This window comes from Oerskovia sp. PE-21s, assembly GCF_056158145.1.
Genome location: NZ_JBUXJM010000003.1, coordinates 126825 through 144581 on the forward strand (window position 1 = coordinate 126825; position 17757 = coordinate 144581).

12 protein-coding genes are annotated in these 17757 nt (G+C 71.6%); 8 read left to right on the forward strand and 4 right to left on the reverse strand.

Annotated elements, in window-relative coordinates; all coding sequences use genetic code 11:
- Positions 1–33: 33 nt before the first annotated feature.
- Together ACZDYF_RS06485 and lnt are read left to right on the forward strand one after the other, a co-directional pair.
- Complete coding sequence (locus tag ACZDYF_RS06485; RefSeq protein WP_475054869.1) at positions 34–1698, forward strand: amidohydrolase; 1665 nt, start codon at positions 34–36, stop codon at positions 1696–1698.
- Between the two features lie 362 nt (positions 1699–2060).
- On the forward strand, positions 2061–3668 hold the full coding sequence (gene lnt / locus ACZDYF_RS06490) for an apolipoprotein N-acyltransferase (protein WP_475054870.1): 1608 nt from the start codon (positions 2061–2063) through the stop codon (positions 3666–3668).
- Between the two features lie 214 nt (positions 3669–3882).
- On the opposite strand, the gene ACZDYF_RS06495 is transcribed toward lnt, so the two are convergent.
- Positions 3883–4227, reverse strand: coding sequence for an RNA polymerase-binding protein RbpA (locus ACZDYF_RS06495; RefSeq protein WP_138824427.1), 345 nt, complete (start codon positions 4225–4227; stop codon positions 3883–3885).
- Between the two features lie 345 nt (positions 4228–4572).
- Between ACZDYF_RS06495 and ACZDYF_RS06500 the strand changes: the two genes are divergently transcribed.
- From ACZDYF_RS06500 to ACZDYF_RS06510, 3 genes are all read left to right on the forward strand, one after another.
- Entirely contained in the window at positions 4573–5814 is a 1242-nt protein-coding gene (locus ACZDYF_RS06500) for a Fic family protein (RefSeq protein ID WP_475054872.1), read from the forward strand.
- 103 nt (positions 5815–5917) lie between these two features.
- On the forward strand, positions 5918–7003 hold the full coding sequence (locus ACZDYF_RS06505; RefSeq protein WP_191790421.1) for a site-specific integrase: 1086 nt from the start codon (positions 5918–5920) through the stop codon (positions 7001–7003).
- Between the two features lie 354 nt (positions 7004–7357).
- Positions 7358–7645, forward strand: a complete 288-nt coding sequence (locus tag ACZDYF_RS06510) for a DUF1905 domain-containing protein (RefSeq protein WP_475054873.1) — start codon at positions 7358–7360, stop codon at positions 7643–7645.
- A gap of 83 nt (positions 7646–7728) precedes the next feature.
- Here ACZDYF_RS06510 and ACZDYF_RS06515 read toward each other — a convergent pair whose 3' ends face one another.
- Positions 7729–8679, reverse strand: coding sequence for a patatin-like phospholipase family protein (locus ACZDYF_RS06515; protein WP_475054875.1), 951 nt, complete (start codon positions 8677–8679; stop codon positions 7729–7731).
- Between the two features lie 398 nt (positions 8680–9077).
- On the opposite strand from ACZDYF_RS06515, the gene ACZDYF_RS06520 reads away from it, so the two are divergent.
- The 3 genes from ACZDYF_RS06520 (at position 9078) to ACZDYF_RS06530 (ending at position 13043) form a co-directional block, all read left to right on the forward strand.
- Positions 9078–9524, forward strand: coding sequence for an iron chaperone (locus ACZDYF_RS06520; protein ID WP_475054876.1), 447 nt, complete (start codon positions 9078–9080; stop codon positions 9522–9524).
- Positions 9525–10568: 1044 nt separating this feature from the next.
- Positions 10569–11708, forward strand: a complete 1140-nt coding sequence (locus tag ACZDYF_RS06525; protein ID WP_475054878.1) for a tyrosine-type recombinase/integrase — start codon at positions 10569–10571, stop codon at positions 11706–11708.
- 81 nt (positions 11709–11789) lie between these two features.
- Entirely contained in the window at positions 11790–13043 is a 1254-nt protein-coding gene (locus ACZDYF_RS06530; protein WP_475054881.1) for a phospholipase D-like domain-containing protein, read from the forward strand.
- An 18-nt stretch (positions 13044–13061) separates the two neighbouring features.
- On the opposite strand, the gene ACZDYF_RS06535 is transcribed toward ACZDYF_RS06530, so the two are convergent.
- Together ACZDYF_RS06535 and ACZDYF_RS06540 are read right to left on the reverse strand one after the other, a co-directional pair.
- Positions 13062–13901: an MBL fold metallo-hydrolase gene (locus ACZDYF_RS06535; protein ID WP_475054882.1), complete on the reverse strand. Its 840-nt coding sequence runs from the start codon at positions 13899–13901 to the stop codon at positions 13062–13064.
- A gap of 213 nt (positions 13902–14114) precedes the next feature.
- Positions 14115–17513, reverse strand: a complete 3399-nt coding sequence (locus ACZDYF_RS06540) for a pyruvate carboxylase (RefSeq protein WP_475055465.1) — start codon at positions 17511–17513, stop codon at positions 14115–14117.
- Positions 17514–17757 lie beyond the last annotated feature (244 nt).

The following is a 17757-nucleotide window of genomic DNA, read 5'->3' on the forward strand; positions in this document are numbered from 1 at the left end:
CGCCGGGCGCGGCGTGGCATATCGTGTGGTTTCGTGGCCTCCACCCTGTACCGCAACGGTGTCATTCACTCCTCGACCGACCCCTTTGCCGAGGCGATGCTCGTCGACGGCGGGGTGATCACCTGGATCGGCGCGAACGACACCGCCGCCGGGCTCGCCGCCCGCGCCGACCGCGTCGTCGACCTCGACGGAGCGCTCGTCGCCCCCGGGTTCGTCGACTCCCACGTCCACGTCCTCGAGACCGGGCTCGCCCTCGCAGGCGTCGACCTTTCCGCGAGCGCCGGCGTCACGTCCCTGCCCGCGGCGCTCGACGCGCTGCACGCCGCGGTCGAGGCGCGCCCGGCCGCCGAGGCGGACGACGTGCTCCTCGCGTTCGGGTGGGACGAGCAGGAGTGGCCCGAGCACCGTGCCCCGACGCGCGAGCAGATCGACGCGGCGTGCGGGGGAGCGCTCGTGTACGCGGCGCGCGTGGACGTGCACTCGGCGGTCGTCTCGACGTCGCTCGCGGCGCGCGCCGGCCTCGAGGGGCGCCAGGGCTGGACGGACAGCGGCTGGGTCACCCTGGGCGCGCACCACGCGGCCCGGGACGCGGCCCGCGCCATGAGCCCCGAACGTCGCACCGCGATCTACCGGACGGCCCTGGACGCTGCCGCGCGCCGCGGCATCGTGTCGGTGCACGAGAACAGCGCGCCCTCGATCGACACCCGGGACGGGCTGCGCGAGCTCATGGCCCTCACGGCGGACCCCGAGGGAGCCCTGCCGCACCTGGTCGCGTACCGGGGCGAGCTGTGCGCCACGCCCGACGACGCGCGCGCCCTGCTCGCCGACCTGCCCGGCCTGGCGGGCATCGCGGGGGACCTCAACGTCGACGGGTCCCTCGGCTCGCGCACCGCGGCCCTGCGCCACCCGTACTCCGACCTCACGGGCGCCCCCGGGGAGGCGGGGCCCGACGGGCGCGGCAACCAGTACCTGACCGCCGAGCAGATCGCGGCCCACCTGTCCGCCGTCGCGGCGACGGGCACCCAGGGCGGGTTCCACGTCATCGGCGACCGCGCCATGGACGAGTTCGTCGTGGGCCTGCGCGCCGCCGCGGAGGCTGACGGGGCCGCCGCGCACCGCCGCGCCGCGCACCGTGTCGAGCACGCGCTGTTTGTCGACACCAACGCCCTGTCGACCCTCCTGCTGTTCGGGGTCTCGCTGTCCATCCAGCCCGTCTTCGACGCCGCGTGGGGCGGCCCTGACGGCATGTACGCGTCGCGCCTGGGTCCCACGCGCGTGGCCGGGCTCTCGCCGTTCGCCGACCTGGCCGGGGCGGGCGTCCCGCTCGCGTTCGGCTCCGACTCGCCCGTGACCGCGTTGGACCCCTGGTCCGCGGTCCGGGCCGCGATGTCGCACGCCGACCCCGACCAGCGCATCTCCGCGCGGGCCGCGTTCCGGGCGCACACGCGCGGGGGCTGGCGCATCGCGGGCCTCGACCACACGGGCGCGGGCCAGCTGCGCGTCGGCGCGCCCGCCCACATCGCGGTGTGGCGTGCCGAGCACCTCGCGGTGCAGGGGGCGGGGACCTCCGTGTCCTCCTGGAGCACCGACGCCCGCTCGGGCACGCCCCTGCTGCCCGACCTCACCGACGACGCCCCCGACCCCACGTGCCTGCAGACGGTGCGTGACGGCGTCGTGCTGTTCGACACGTTCGACTGAGACCGGCCCGGCCGGGCCGGGACACGTGCGGGGCGCCCGCCGCACCCTCGCGCGGATGAGGCCGGTGCCACCCGAGCGCGCCTCCCGGCCACGACCGGTGGCACTGCGCGCCGTGGACCGGCCTCGGATTGACACCACCGTGAGGGGCGGTAAGTTCGATGACGTGTTCCGGCCGCCAGTGCCGCAGGGGTTCGAGCCACCATCTCACCGTCCATCCTGCGAGCCCTGACGTGCATCGGCTCGACCCGCGCGTTCAGTAGACAACACGGCCTCACCGGTGGCGGTGCGACGTGGTCCGAAGGACGCGCGGGTCGGCCCACATCTCCCGGCCGACCTGCAGGTACGTGGCGTACCCTGCACTGGTGTCGACCCGTGAGCCGAGCCGCTGGCTGCTGATCCTTCTCGCCGCCGGTGGCGGCTTCCTGACGAACACCGCCTTCCCCGACCGCGGGTGGTGGCCCATGGCGTTCGTCGGGGTGGCGGCCCTCTTCCTCGCCCTGCGCCGCGACCGCGCCTGGTGGAACGCCCTCGTGGGCCTCGTGTGGGGCCTCGCGTTCTTCCTGCCGCACATCCAGTGGGCGCAGATCGCGACCGACACCGTCCCCTGGCTCGCGCTGAGCGTCCTCGAAGCCGTCTTCCTGGCGCTGTTCGGTGCGATGTGGACATGGGTGCGGCGGCTCGGCTTCGTCCGCCGCAACCTGGCCTGGCAGGTCGTGACGTTCTCGGTGCTGTGGGTCGCGGTCGAGCAGTGGCGCTCCGAGTTCCCCTTCGGCGGGTTCCCCTGGGGCCGGCTCGCGTTCTCCCAGGTCGACTCTCTGCTGGGGCGCACCGCCTGGCTCGGCGGAGGACTGCTCGTCTCGCTGCTGACCGCCGCGATCGGCGTCCTGCTCGCCGTGTTCCTGCTCGAGGCCCGCCGGGTGCGCAGCATGCCCGCCCTGTGCGCGCTCGGCACGGCAGCCGTGCTCCTCGGCGTGGGCCTCGTCGTCCCGCTCGACACCCGAGCGGAGACCGGGACGCTGAAGATCGGCGCGGTCCAGGGCAACGTCGGGGAACCGGGCCTCGGGTCGTTCGCCAACCGTGGCGAGGTCCTGCAGAACCACGTCGACGGCACGGTCGCGCTGCTCGACGAGGTCGACCCCGGCGAGCTCGACGTCGTCCTGTGGCCCGAGAACGGCTCCGACCTCGACCCGCAGACCACCCCCGACGTCGCCGCCGACATCGACGCGGCCGCGACGGCCGTCGGTGCGCCCGTCCTGGTCGGGGCGCAGGAGTTCCCCGAGACCGGTGGGCGGTACAACGTGTCGCTGCTGTGGGCGCCCGGGCAGGGCGTCATCGACCGGTACGCCAAGCAGCACCCCGCACCGTTCGGCGAGTACATCCCGATGCGCAGCTTCGTGCGGATCTTCTCCGACCAGGTCGACCGCGTGACCACGGACATGATCGCCGGTGACGAGGTCGCCGTCGTCGACCTGCCCTCCGAGCGCCTCGGGCGCACCGTCCCCCTCGCCACCGTCATCTGCTTCGAGGTCGCGTACGAGGAGCTCGTCCGCGACGCCGTGAACGCGGGTGCCGAGCTGCTCGTCGTTCCCACCAACAACGCGTCCTTCGGGTACAGCGCCGAGTCCACCCAGCAGCTCGCGATGTCCCGCCTGCGGGCCATCGAGACCGGGCGCGCGACCGTGCAGATCTCGACCGTCGGCGTGAGCGGCATCATCGCCCCCAACGGCGCGCTCCTGCAGAGCACCGATCTCTTCACGGCCGACCAGATGATCGCGACGCTGCCCCTGCGAGACTCCCTGACCCCGGCCGTACGGCTCGGGTACTGGCCCGGGTGGGTCGCGGGCGGCCTCACGGTCCTGCTAGTCGTCGCCGGCGTCGTCTCCCACGTCACCCGCCCGGCCGCGAGCGCCAAGGTCCCCGCGCGCAGGCCCGCGACCAAGCGCCCGGCGTCCAAGCCTGCGCGCCGCTAGTCGTCCGACCGCGGCGCGGACTCCCAGGAGCTCCCGTCCTGCCCGACGGCGAGGATCGCCCGGGTGCGGCGGACCCGGCGGGTGCGCGGCGCCGTCGGGCAGACCGGACACCTACGGTGCGCAGGCGGGTGAGCGGGGGAGGGCCCGACCGTGGGCCCGGGGACGACGAAGGGCCCGGAACTCCGAGGAGTTCCGGGCCCTTCTGATCAGAAGGTCAGGCGCTGCGACGCAGCTTGCCGGCACGCAGCAGCCCGAGCCGCTCGTCGAGCAGCTCCTCGAGCTCCTTGATCGTGCGCCGCTCCAGCAGCATGTCCCAGTGCGTACGGGCGGGCTTGCCGGCCTTGGGCTCGGGGCGCTCCGCGTCACGCAGGAGGGCCTCCTCACCGCAGCGACACTCCCACACCGCAGGCACCTCGGCCTCGGTCGAGAACGGCAGGATGATGGTGTGGCCGTTAGGGCAGTCGTAGTGCGCCTGGAAACGAGGGGCGAAGTCGACGCCCGCGTCGGACTCCATGCTCTTCGCACCGATGCTCATTCCACGTAGGGACCGGTCTGGCATGTCGTCCTCCAAGGGGTAGCGGCAGGGGTTGTCTATGGGGGTCAACGTCCCACCGGATGCGCATGTTCCGAAGGGGCGTGAAGGTCCGGTGAACGCACGTGGCACGCCGAACCCACCCGTCGAGGCTGCCCAGCAGACCACGCGCATCGGGGAGGACGCGCACACCCGCGAGACCACCGACCAGGTTTCCGGTTTTCGCAGGGCGGCGCAACTCCACACGCACGATCGACGGTGTGATGTTGCCCGGGGCAAGGCCCGCGAGGTGCCCGACCCCGAGACGCAACCGTGCACCCCCTGCGCCCTTGTCCAAGGTTATGGCATGATCCTTGGACAAGGAGGTTGCCCATGCAAGGAACCAACGAGTCGTCGCTTCCCCCGGCGGGCAGCACCTGGCCCTCGATCGCGTTCGAGGAGCACCCGTGGCGACTGTACGCCGACTCTCCCGTCTCTCGACGTCAACGAGAGCTGCACGCAGGGCCGTACCGGTCGGCGCTCACCCCGGAGATCGCGGGCCGCGAGGTTCCGCTGCCTGCGTCCCTCGTCGCAGAGTGCGAGGATGCTGCCACCGAGGTCGCCCGCTTCGACGTCGAGATGGACACGGTCCTCGGCGCCGGCGAGCTCGCGCCGCTGCGTGGCGTCCTGCTCCGTAGCGAGTCGGCCGCCTCCTCCCAGATCGAGAACCTGACGGTCGGGGCACGACAGCTCGCACTGGCGGAGATCGGTGAGGACGCCTCCCGCAACGCGACGACCGTCGCCGGCAACGTGCACGCCATGCAGGCGGCGATCGACCTGGCGGACCAGCTGGACGGCGACGCGATCCTGGCCGTCCACCGTGCGCTCATGGGCGAGCGCGACCTCACGGCCGGTCGATGGAGACGGGAGCAGGTCTGGGTCGGCGGGACGTCCGCCGGTCCTCACCTCGCCGAGTTCGTCGCGATCCACCACGAACGGATCCCTGCCGCGATCGAGGACCTGGTCGCCTTCGCGCGCCGCACCGACCTCCCGGTCCTCGCGCACGCGGCGATCACCCACGCCCAGTTCGAGACCATCCACCCGTTCACGGACGGCAACGGAAGGTCTGGCCGAGCACTCGTCCACGCGATGCTCCGTCACGCCGGGCTCACGCGCCGGGTCACCGTGCCGGTCTCCGCCGGGCTCCTCGTCGACACCGACGCCTACGTCGACGCCCTGACGGCCTTCCGTCGCGGGGACGTCGTCCCCATCGTCCACCAGGTCAACGAGGCAGCGCTCGTCGCCGTCGGGAACGGCAGGGCCCTGGCCGCCGACCTGTCGCTCGTTCGCCAGGAATGGACCGCACGGCTCGACGCCCGTCGGGGCGCAGCGGCATGGCGGGCGATCGACGTCGTCCTCGGACAGCCTGTCGTCACGGTCTCCTTCCTTGCCGACGCGCTCGGCGTGAGCCTGCCCGCAGCGCAGGGGGCCATCGACCGGCTCGTCGGCGCGGGCGCCTTGACCGCGACCGACCCGCGCCGACGCCGCGGCCGGACCTGGCAGGCGACCGAGGTGCTGGCCGCCCTCGACGCGTTCACAGCTCGCGCGGGTCGGCGACGCGTCGCGGGATCCTGAGCCCCGCGCGGGCGAGGTGTCCGAATGGTCGCCGATGCGACGGATCGCGGTACCGTTCGTGCTGTGAGGAACCAGGCAGACCGCGCACAGTGGACGGATCGCCATGGCGACCGTTGAGGCGTACGAGACGACCGCCGGACGACGGTACATGGTTCGCTACCGCACCCCCGAGCGCAAGCAGACCAAGAAGCGCGGCTTCAAGACCAAGCGCAGCGCCGAGGCCTTCGCGTCCTCGCTCGAGGTGTCCATCCTGCGCGGCGAGTTCATCGACCCGACCGCGGCCCGCTCGACCGTGCTGGAGCTCGGGGGAGCGTGGCTCGGGCGGCAGACCCATCTCAAGCCCTCGACGGCCCGGGCGATCGAGAGCTCGTGGCGGCTGCACGTCACGCCGCGGTGGGGGAGCGTGCCCGTCGCGGAGATCCGGCGCACCGCGGTGCAGGCCTGGGTCTCCGACCTGAGCGCCACGTACAGCGCCACGACGGTCGCCCGCGCGCACGGCGCCCTGGCCTCGCTGCTCGACGACGCGGTCGACGACCGCCGCATCCTCACCAACCCGGCTCGTGGCGTCAACCTTCCCCGCAAGGTACGGCGCGAGCACACCTACCTCGACCACCAGCAGGTCGCCGCGCTCGCCGCCGCAGCCGGTCGGCACGAGACCCTCGTCCTGGTCCTCGCCTACTGCGGGCTGCGTTGGGGCGAGGCCGCGGGGCTTCGCGTCCGCGACCTCGACATGCTCCGCCAACGGTTGCGCATCAACCAGAACGCGGTCGAGGTCGGTTCCGAGATCGTCGTCGGGACACCCAAGACCCACGAGCGGCGCTCCGTCCCGTTCCCCGCCTTCCTCTCGTTGCACCTCGCCGCGGCGTGCGAGGGCAAGGCGCGCGACGACGTCGTCTTCCACGGCGACCGCGGTACCTACCTCAAGCGCTCCAAGTCGGGGACGGGCTGGTTCTCCCGCGCGGCCCGTGACGCGGGCATCGACGACCACCTCACCCCGCACGACCTCCGCCACAGCGCCGCGAGCCTCGCGGTGTCCGCGGGGGCGAACGTCAAGGCCGTCCAGCGCATGCTGGGACACGCCTCCGCGAGCATGACGCTCGACGTCTACGCAGACCTCTTCGAGAAGGATCTCGACGGCGTCGCGGTCGCCCTGGAGACGGCTCGACTCCGCGCTGTCTCGCGCGGCTAGTGCCCGGCGTGTGCCCACGGGGTCTCTCGGGGGAGCGGGTGGGCGCCAGGAACTGTTGGTATCGCAAGGGTTCGCAGGGGAGGCGTAGGCGGTGCCCCGTGGGTCTAGAACTCACGGGGCGGCGACGTCCCGGGCGCGAAACGGACATCCCCGACCGACTCACCACGTGCGGTCGGATGCCCGAGATGTGACGGGAGCGAAACTGGCTTGGCCGCTCTCAGGGCTTCCTGGAGAAGTCTGTCGACATCAAGAGACTTTGACCGGCGGAGACGGTCCGGCGCCGGACGGCACTCGGTAGAGTCGGACGACGCAGGGCGGCACGCACGGTGCTGTCGACGACGAGGAGGTCACGTGGTGAGCACGAGTCCAGGTCCGATGGACGTCACGTTCTCCGCGCCGATCGGGGTGACGGTGCGCGACGACGTGTGGTCGTGCGTCGAGGTGCCCGACTCGGTCGAGCTGCTCGGCACGGGGAAGTCCGTCCGTGTGGTCGCGACCGTGGACGGCCACGACCTGACCGCCGGACTCATGCCGACCGGGTCGGGTGGCCACATGCTCTCGATCAGCGCAAAGCTCCGCAAGAAGCTCGGCAAGGACATCGGGGACGCGGTGACCGTCCACCTGTCCGAACGGCTGACCTGACCTCCGGTTGACGCGCTTGCGCATTCCGGGCGCGTGGCGCGAAAAGAACCACGCGCCCGAAGAGATGAATTGGCGCCGAGGCTTCAGCCCCAGAACGCGGTCAGTCGATCGCCCAGGTTAAGGCCCTGCTCGTACCCGGTTCGAGCGGCCGTCGGGCGGAGCGAGAGATCCATCGCGTCGGCACCGAACAGGTGCTCGGAGCCTTCGTCCGGGACGATCGTCACGACCTCGCTGCCACCGGCGCGGAGCTCGTCGGCCTGCGCCGCCAGCTGCAGGCCCCAGGTCGGCGGGGTGAGTGACCGACCACCGAAGGGCGACAGCACGAGCACCCGCCCGTACCCCTCGGCGAGGTCGGCGTTCTCGTTGCGCCGGTAGCCGCCGTCGATGTACCGGCGACCGGCGATCTCGTAGGGGAGGCTGCTCGAACAGCTCGCCGCGACGGCGTCCACCAGGTCGATCCCGCTGTCGCGGTCGAAGACGACAGGGTCGCCGGTCTCGGCGTCGACGGCCGTGAGCAGGACCCGTCGCAGCGGCCAGTCCTGACCGGGCAGTCGTGACGCGACCGTGGTCCGCCACCGGTCCTGCCAGGAACCGTCCGACGTCGCCTCCCGCGCGAGCGCTGCGGCACCGACTCGTTTCCGCAGGTCAGCCGGGTCATGAGCCGAGGCGATGAGGGCGCGCATCCGCTCGAGGTGGTCGACGACCGGCCTGTTCGAGGCCCTGACCCGGTCGGCTCCTCCCGGAGCGCGTCGCTCCGCAGGGGCGGCGGCAAGGACGGCGGCCAGCAGGTCGGCCGGGGTCGCGCCCGACAGCTGGGCAGCGGCGGTCGAGCCGGCCGACGTCCCGACGGTCAGGTCGGGGGCAGTCACGTCCACGCCGGCTTCGAACAGACCGGCGACGACGCCGATCAGCCAGGCGTTGCCGGTCGAACCGCCACCACCGAGGACCAGGGCTCGTTCGCCGACAACGCGCCCCGGCAGGCCGGGGGCGGACGTCGCGGGGGAGTGCGAGGAAGAAGAGGGTGAGGTGTTCATGGGAGTCGCCTTTCGCGAAGAGTCTGGCGAGCGCTCCCGGTGGCGACTATCGCAGTCGCGCGATCGTGGGCTGCGGGGGAGCGCCCGGTACGGATGCTGCGTTCACGGGTCTCACCTCCTCGACGGTTCACGATCACTGCGACGCTAGCACGACACGCCCGCACGCGAGCAAGGGATTTCGCCACCCGGCATTCCGTACGGCGCTCCATGGATTCCTCGGTGACATTCTTCTGCGTTCATCGAATCGCGCGGAGAGATCCGAGGACGGGAATTGCCCGGTACGGAGAATCGGTCGCTGCGTCACCCCGGCCGGGATCGAGCAGATCTGGAGAAGCGCGCGCCCGCGTCCCTCAGTAGCGTCGAACCTGACGGCAGACACTCCACGAAGGGGAATCGCGATGACCGGCACCACGAAGTCGACCAAGACCGGCAAGGCCTACGAAGGCTTCTCGGCCGAGGAGCGCGCGGCGATGAAGGAGCGCGCCAAGGAGCTCAAGGCGTCCGCGAACCGGGCCGAGGCGGAGAAGGCCCAGCTCGAGAAGATCGCGGAGCTCTCGGAACCGGACCGCTCCATGGCCTCGCGGATCCACGAGCTCGTCGCCGAGCACGCGCCCTCGCTCGCGCCGAAGACCTGGTACGGGATGCCCGGCTGGGCCAAGGACGGCAAGATCCTCTGCTTCTTCCAGCCTGCGGAGAAGTTCGGCGCGCGCTACCCGACCTTCGGATTCAACGACGTGGCACAGCTCGACGACGGCACCCTGTGGCCTGTCGCATTCGCGCTCACCGAGCTGACAGCGGAGAACGAGACGACGATCGCGGACCTCGTCAAGAGGGCGGCGGGCTGAGCGGAACGAGCAGGAACGAGCACCACGCCGAGAGCGTCGTTGCCGGTCGGAGGGCCAGAAATACCCTCTGACCTGCAACGATGCTGTCAACAGGCCGCAAGTCCGGGGGAGTGGTGGGCGGGGCCGCCCGGGCGCCCTACGCACGCCGAACCGCCTGGCATGGTGGCCGCCAGGCCTGGACATCCTCCTGGTCACCGTGTCGCAGCGTGGAACGGCCGGCGACGGAGCTGCATCTCGTGGGTGACCAGCACACAGCGCAGGTGCGCTCCGAGCCCCTCTCGGCCCGTTCGACGCTACGCCGATAATGTACATTATGTCATTACGACGATCTGGCCACACCCCTCTCGGCCACAGACGCCCTGTCAGGAGCGGCTGATCTCTCGCAGGCTCGCAGGCCTCACGTCACCCCAGGAACGTCTCGGGCCTAGCCGACGCTGCATCACGCGAGGCGGGCGCGTACTCCCTCCATCGCAAGGGCGTCGACCTGGAGCGCCCACCGAGACCTGGAGTCGAGAATGAGCTCAGGGCCGTTCGTGGCCACGCGTCCCGGAGGTCCTGCAGGAACCTTCGGTTCGCCCAGAACTCCTGTGAGCGGCTCTGGCGCCTCGGTCGTCGGCCGTGCGGCACGCTGCATCCTCATGGCGACGCTCCTGGCAACCGTGCTCGCTGTTACGGCGCTGACACTCGTCCTCACGGCGGTCGTCGCCGTCGTCGCGGCACCGTGGTGGGTGTATCGCTGGTGGTTGGCCCCGCTTCGCGACCGGTCCCCCTCCGGGCCCGGTGCCCAGAGGTTCGCCGCCACCGGGGAGCAATGATCAGGGAGTCGTCGTGGCGCCGTCGGGCACCTGAGGGCGCGTGGGGCGACCTCTTCCGCGCTGATGCTGCGCTGCGGTATGCTCCTCCAATTGGGACATACACGACAAACCATTGTGTTTAGCACAACACCGTGGTGAGACGCCGTGAACTCGATCCCTCCCGCGTCTGTCAGTGGCGCCCCCTATGCTCCGGATGTCCGGTCTCGTCCCGTCCCCCAGGAGCTGTTCGGTGGTCGCCCCTCCCCGCCTTCGCCGCATCACCGTCGCCGAGGCGGTCGCCACGTACCTCTCCTCCGTCTCGGCGGAGACGCTCCGTGGCGTCCTCTCCCCCACCACCCAGCGCAACTACGAGCGCGACCTGCGGGAGTTCTCCTCCCTCGCGGGCGCAGAGACCGTCCTCGACGACATCACGGGCGCCGACATCGACGACTTCCTCCTCCGCTACCAGATCACCCCGGACGGGCGATACACGGACCCGCGTACCAAGCCCGACGGCCCGGGTCGTTCGGCGGCGACCGTCAACAGGTTCCGGCAGTCGATCTCCCGGTTCTTCACGCACGCGGCCCGCGACGGGTGGGTCCAGGCCGACCCGATGCAGTGGGCCGCTCCCCCGGCCCGGCTCCGTGGCGGCCTGCGCGTCGCCCGCACCGCGCTGTCCGCCACGGCCGCACAGGCGCTCCTCGTGACCGCGAGCACCAAGCCGCGACCGACGGACGTCCCGGTCGAGACGAGCGGCGCCGCACGTCCTCGTCCTGACCACGACCTCGCACTGCGGGACCGCCTCATCATCGCGCTCCTGCTCATCCTCGGCCCCCGGGTCTCGGAGGTCGCCCGTGCGGACGTCGACGACTTCGTCCGCGAACCCGACCAGACCCGGTGGCGGATCAAGGGCAAGGGCGGCACGGTGCGGACCGTCAGCCTGTCCGAGCCCCTCGCGCGGGCGCTCGACGAGTACCTCGCGACGCTCCGCCCCTCTCTCCTGGCGCGCAGGCCGGGTGACGCCGACGCCGCCCGCGCCCTCCTGCTCACCTGGCGGGGCCGGCGTATCGACGCCCAGGCGATCCGTGCGCTCCTCAACCGGTGCGTCGCTCGCATGCCCGAGGAGTACCGTCGGGCCGCCACCCCTCATGCCCTGCGGCACACGACCGCCACACTCCTCGTGGCTCAGGGCTGGGACGTGAAGGTCATCGCCGAGCTCCTGGGGCACGCGTCGATCGCCACGACGGGCGTCTATCTCGACCGGATCGAGGGTGAGCTCGCGGCCGCGATCAGGTCGCACCCCCTGTCGACCGGACTGCCTGCGGAGATGGGCAGCGAAGGACTCCCCGAAACGGACATAGGAGGAGAAAACGTCGCCGCCGAGCCGTGACGCGGAGACGCAGTGACCGCAACGGCCAAAGTCACCCCATTTCTCCGGGTGCTCACGGCGACCTGAGGCTACGGTGAGCAGGTGCGCCCCTCGAAGACCTCTCCCGTCCAGCTCGCTCGAACGGTCATGGCCCGCGCAGCAGTGCTCGCGGTCGCGGTCCCCGTGACCGTCGCGACCGGGCTGGTGATCGCCGACGCCATCCGCAAGCGACGTGTCACTGACCCCAGCAAGTTCCCCCGCTCCGCCCCCGCCGAGGGAAGCGTCGGCGAGACGTCGACGACGATCTTCACCTACGGCGACGACCTCTACCGCGAGATGCTCGCCGCCATCCGCGGGGCCAAGCGTCGCATCATGCTCGAGACGTACATCTGGAAGGGCGACGAGCTCGGCAAGGAGTTCAAGGACGCGCTCGTCGAGGCGACCGAGCGCGGCGTCGAGGTCTTCGTGATCTACGACGGCTTCGCGAACCTCGTCGTCCCCCGCGAGTTCCTGACGTTCCCGGCCCCGATCCACGTGATCCGCTACCCGGTCTTCCGCCCGGGCGTCCTGGTGCTCAACGTCCGCAAGTCCGGCCGTGACCACCGCAAGATCCTGGTCGTCGACGACGAGATCGGGTTCGTCGGCGGGTACAACATCGGCGCCATGTACGCGACGCAGTGGCGTGACACCCACATCCGGCTCGCGGGGCCGTCCACCTGGGAGCTGCGCAACGCGTTCGTCGACTTCTGGAACTCGAACCGCAAGCCGGGCCAGCCGCGCCTCGAGGACCCGGGGTCACGGCTGTGGCTGCCCGAGCTCCGCGCGGCCCGCAACGCCCCCGCCCACCTGGTCTTCCCGATCCGCGGCATCTACCTGGACGCGATCGACCGCGCGTCGGACCACATCTACATCACGCAGGCGTACTTCATCCCCGACCGTGAGATCCTCGACGCCCTGCTCATGGCGGCGCAGCGCGGCGTCGACGTCCGTGTCCTGGTCCCCGAGCGCTCGAACCACGTCGTGGCGGACTGGCTCTCCAAGGGCCTGTACACGACCCTGCTGCGCGGCGGCGTGACCATCTGGCTCTACAAGGACGCCATGGTCCACGCGAAGACGGCGACGATCGACGGCCGCTGGACGACGATCGGCACGGCCAACATCGACCGTCTCAGCCTCACCGGGAACTACGAGGTCAACCTCGAGATCGTCGACGCCGGCATCGCGGCGCAGATGGAGAAGGTCTACGACGTCGACCTCAGCAACTGCCGCGAGCTCACGCTCGACGAGTGGTCCGGGAGGTCGCTCGCCGCCAAGCTCGGCGAGGTCGCGCTCACGCCGCTGCGCCCGCTGCTGTAGGCCCGCCGCCAGCAGCACCTACTCCCGCGTGGCGTCCGCGACCTCCTCCTCGGGGCGAGGCGGGACGGTCTCGTCGACCTCGATGGTGGGCACCTCGTCGAACTCGGGGTGCTCGCGCAGGATCGCGTCGGCGACCGCCTCCGGGTCGCGGTACGGCACAGTCTCGTCGGTCATGGTCTGCTCCTCGCCTCTCGGGGTGACGTCGAGATGCCCGCCCACCTCGAGCGGGCGGTAGTCGTAGGTACCGCCCGTGCGCCCCTCGCCGAACAACCGGTGGACCAGGCCGAGGCCCGGGGCCGACAGGATCGCGTCGTGGATGGGGATCATGACCCACGGGTCGAGCGACCGGACGAAGTCGATGCCCTCGGCGATCTTCATCCACGGCGCGGACACCGGCGCGAGCAGGACGTCGAGACGGTCGTCCGTCAGGGGCGGGCTGAACGAGTCGCCCGGGTGGTAGGCACGTACGCCGCCGGCCGACACCAGGTAGGTGACGTTGGCGACCCGTGGCACGTCCGGGTGGATGAGCGCGTGCTGCCCTCCTCCGACCAGCACCGAGAACGACCCGATCGTCAGGACGTCTCCCGGTTCGACCACCTGTAACCGGTCGCCGTCGGGCGTTTCGCCCAACCGGTCGAACGCGGCCTCCGGTCCGACGACGCGCAGCTCGGGATGGGCCGCCAGCGCGGCCCGGACGGCGTCGACGTCGAGGTGGTCGGGGTGCGCGTGCGTCACGAGCAGCGTCCCAGGGTTGGCCAGCGCCGCGGCAGTGTCCGCGAACGTCCCGGGATCGAAGGTCAGCATGGTCGCCGCGTGCTCGAGCGCGACGCAGGAGTGTCCGTGGAACGTGATGCGCATCTGTCGCCTTCGGTGGAGTGGCTGGGGGCTGGTTCCAGTGTGCCGCGCGGCGGGCCGTCGCGCCGGGTCAGGGGGCGAGCAGGAGGCAGGCGCTCCCCCCTCGACACCGCGATGACGGGGCCCACCCCCGCCGACGCGAGCGGGCCGGGGGAAGCGCACTGCTTCCCCCGGCCCGCTGGCCCCTGTGCTCCAGGCCGTCGCCCGGGCTCGTCGTCACACGACGACGAGCACCAGGTCCCCGCCCTCGAGCTGCTGGACCGCGCCGATCGCCACGCGCTGCACGGTCCCGCCCACGGGGGTCGTGATCGCGGCCTCCATCTTCATGGCCTCGACCGTCGCGACCGTCTGCCCCGCCTCGACGACGTCGCCCTCGTGCACGACGGGTGTCACCGCACCGGCGAACGGCGCCGCGATCTGACCCGGCGCGGCAGGGTCGGCCTTCTCGGCGAGCGACGCGTCGACCTCGATCGAACGGTCACGCACCTGGAGCGGACGCAGCTGGCCGTTGAGGGTGAACATGACGGTGCGCATGCCGCGCTCGTCGGGGACGCCGACGGCCTCGAGGCCCACGAGGAGCTTGACGCCGCGCTCGAGCGAGACCTCGACCTCCTCGCCGGGCGTGAGCCCGTACAGGTAGGCCTGCGTGCCCAGGACGGACACGTCGCCGAACGCCGCGCGCGTCGTCTCGTAGTCCTTGGTGGGACCGGCGAACAGCAGGTGGTTGAGGCGGTTGCGGCGCGCGGCCGAGTCGCCGTCGAGGTCCGCCTGGTCCTCCTCGCTGAGGGGCGTCACGGGCGTGCGCACGACGCGACCTGCGAGAGCCTTGCTACGGAAGGGCTCGGGCCAACCACCGGGCGGGTCCCCGAGCTCTCCACCCAGGAACGCGATGACCGAGTCGGGGATGTCGTAGTCCTGGGGGTTCTCGGCGAAGTCCGCCGGGTCCGCTCCACGGGCCACGAGCTGCAGCGCCAGGTCGCCCACGACCTTCGAGGACGGCGTCACCTTCACGAGGCGACCGAGGATGCGGTCGGCGGCGGCGTAGGTGGCCTCGATCTGCTCGAACCGGTCCCCCAGGCCGAGCGCGATGGCCTGCTGGCGGAGGTTGGAGAGCTGACCGCCCGGGATCTCGTGCTCGTAGACGCGGCCCGTGGGGCTCGAGAGCCCGGACTCGAACGGCGCGTACAGGCGACGCACGGCCTCCCAGTACGGTTCCAGGTCGCACACCGCGCGCAGGGACAGACCCGTGTCGCGGTCGGTGTGCTCGAGGCCTGCGACGAGCGCGGACATCGAGGGCTGGCTCGTGGTGCCCGCCATCGCGGCGCTCGCGACGTCGACCGCGTCGACACCCGCGGCGACGGCAGCCATGAGCGTGGCCATCTGTCCGCCCGACGTGTCGTGCGTGTGCAGGTGGACGGGCAGGTCGAACCGCTCGCGCAGCGCCGAGACCAGGCGTGCCGCGGCAGCGGGACGCAGGAGGCCCGCCATGTCCTTGATGGCGAGCACGTGGGCGCCGGCGTCGACGATGCGCTCCGCGAGCTCGAGGTAGTAGTCGAGCGTGTAGAGGCTCTCGGCCGGGTCGAGCAGGTTGCCCGTGTAGCACAGCGCGACCTCGGCGACTGCGGTGCCGGTCGCCCGCACGGCGTCGATCGCCGGGCGCATCTGCTCGACGTCGTTGAGCGCGTCGAAGATCCGGAAGATGTCGACGCCCGTCGCCGCTGCCTCGCGGACGAACGCCTCGGTGACCTCGGTGGGGTACGGCGTGTACCCCACCGTGTTGCGGCCGCGCAGCAGCATCTGGAGCGCCACGTTCGGCATGGCCGCACGCAGCGCCGCGAGGCGAGCCCACGGGTCCTCACCGAGGAAGCGGAGCGCGACGTCGTACGTCGCGCCGCCCCAGGCCTCGACCGACAGCAGCTGCGGGGTCAGTCGAGCGACGTAGGGGGCGACGGCGAGCAGGTCGTGCGTGCGGACCCGGGTGGCCAGCAGGGACTGGTGGGCGTCGCGGAACGTGGTGTCGGTGACCTTGACCGCGGTCTCCGCACGCAGCGCACGGGCGAACCCCTCAGGTCCCAGCTCGAGCAGCTGCTGCCTGCTCCCGGGCACCGGGGCCACGGACAGGTCGAGGGCGGGGAGCTTCGCCACCGGGTCGATCGCGCCCGTGCCCGTCCCGTTCGGCCGGTTGACGGTCACGTCGCCCAGGTAGCTCAGGAGCCGGGTGCCGCGGTCTGCGCTCTCGCGTGCGGCAAGCAGCTCGGGGCGTTCGTCGATGAACGACGTCGACAGGTTTCCCGCGATGAACTCGGCGTCCGAGAGGACCGCCTGCAGGAAGGGGATGTTCGTGCGGATGCCACGGATGCGGAACTCTGCCAGGGCGCGCCGGGCACGTCGCACCGCCGTCGGGTAGTCACGACCACGGCACGTCAGCTTGACGAGCATCGAGTCGAAGTGGCCGGAGATCTCCGACCCGGCGGTAGCGGTCGCCCCGTCGAGGCGGACACCGGCGCCGCCGGGCGAACGGTAGGCCACGATGCGGCCCGTGTCGGGACGGAACCCGTTGGAGGGGTCCTCGGTCGTGATGCGGGACTGGAGGGCCGCGCCGTTGACGTGGACGTCCTCCTGACGGATGCCCAGGTCCTCCAGGGACTCCCCCGCCGCGATGCGCATCTGCGACGACACGAGGTCGATGTCGGTGACCTCCTCGGTGACCGTGTGCTCGACCTGGATGCGCGGGTTCATCTCGATGAACACGTGCTGGCCGGCCCGCTCCCCCACGGTGTCGAGGAGGAACTCGACCGTGCCGGCGTTCTGGTACCCGATCGACCGCGCGAACTTCACGGCGTCGGCGCACAGGGCGTCACGGATCGCCGGGTCCAGGTTCGGCGCCGGGGCGATCTCGATCACCTTCTGGTGGCGCCGCTGGACCGAGCAGTCGCGCTCGTACAGGTGGACGACGTTGCCCTGGCCGTCGGCGAGGATCTGCACCTCGATGTGACGCGGGCGCAGCACGGCCTGCTCGAGGAACATGGTCGGGTCGCCGAACGCGCCGTCCGCCTCACGCATCGCGGCGGCCAGCGCCTCGGGCAGGTCCTCGCGGCGGTCGACGCGGCGCATGCCGCGCCCGCCGCCGCCCGCGACGGCCTTGGCGAAGATGGGGAACCCGATCTCGTCCGCGGCCGCGATGAGCTCGTCGATGTCCGCCGAGGGCTCGCTCGACGCCAGGACGGGGATGCCCGCCTCCTTGGCGGCCTTGAGCGCGCGCACCTTGTTGCCCGCAAGCTCGAGGACCTCGGCGGGCGGTCCCACGAACGCGATGCCCGCGTCCTTGCAGGCGCGTGCCAGGTCGGGGTTCTCCGAGAGGAACCCGTAACCGGGGTAGATCGCGTCGGCGCCCGCGTCCTTGGCGACGCGCACGATCTCCTCGATGTCGAGGTAGGCGCGGACCGGGTGGCCCTCTTCGCCGATCCTGTACGCCTCGTCGGCCTTCAGGCGGTGCTCGGAGTTCCGATCCTCGTAGGGGAAGACGGCCACCGTCCGGGAGCCGAGCTCGTACGCCGCGCGAAACGCCCGAACCGCGATCTCCGCGCGGTTGGCGACCAGAACCTTCGAGAACACCAAGTACCCCATCCGTCATCGTGGGTCGGGCTCCGGACCACCGCGAGAAGAGGTCCGCGCACCCGCTCGTCACGGGCGTCGCACCGGCGCGAGCCGGGGACGTCCAGAGGTGATCTTCGCACGGCCGCCGCCGCGGGACGGCACCGGAACCGGACGCGAGGGCAAGAAAGTGCTCCTCGCCACGAGCCGGTCGGCCTCGGCCCGGACAGAGGAAGACACCGCCGGGGCGGGGTCCTGGCTCACG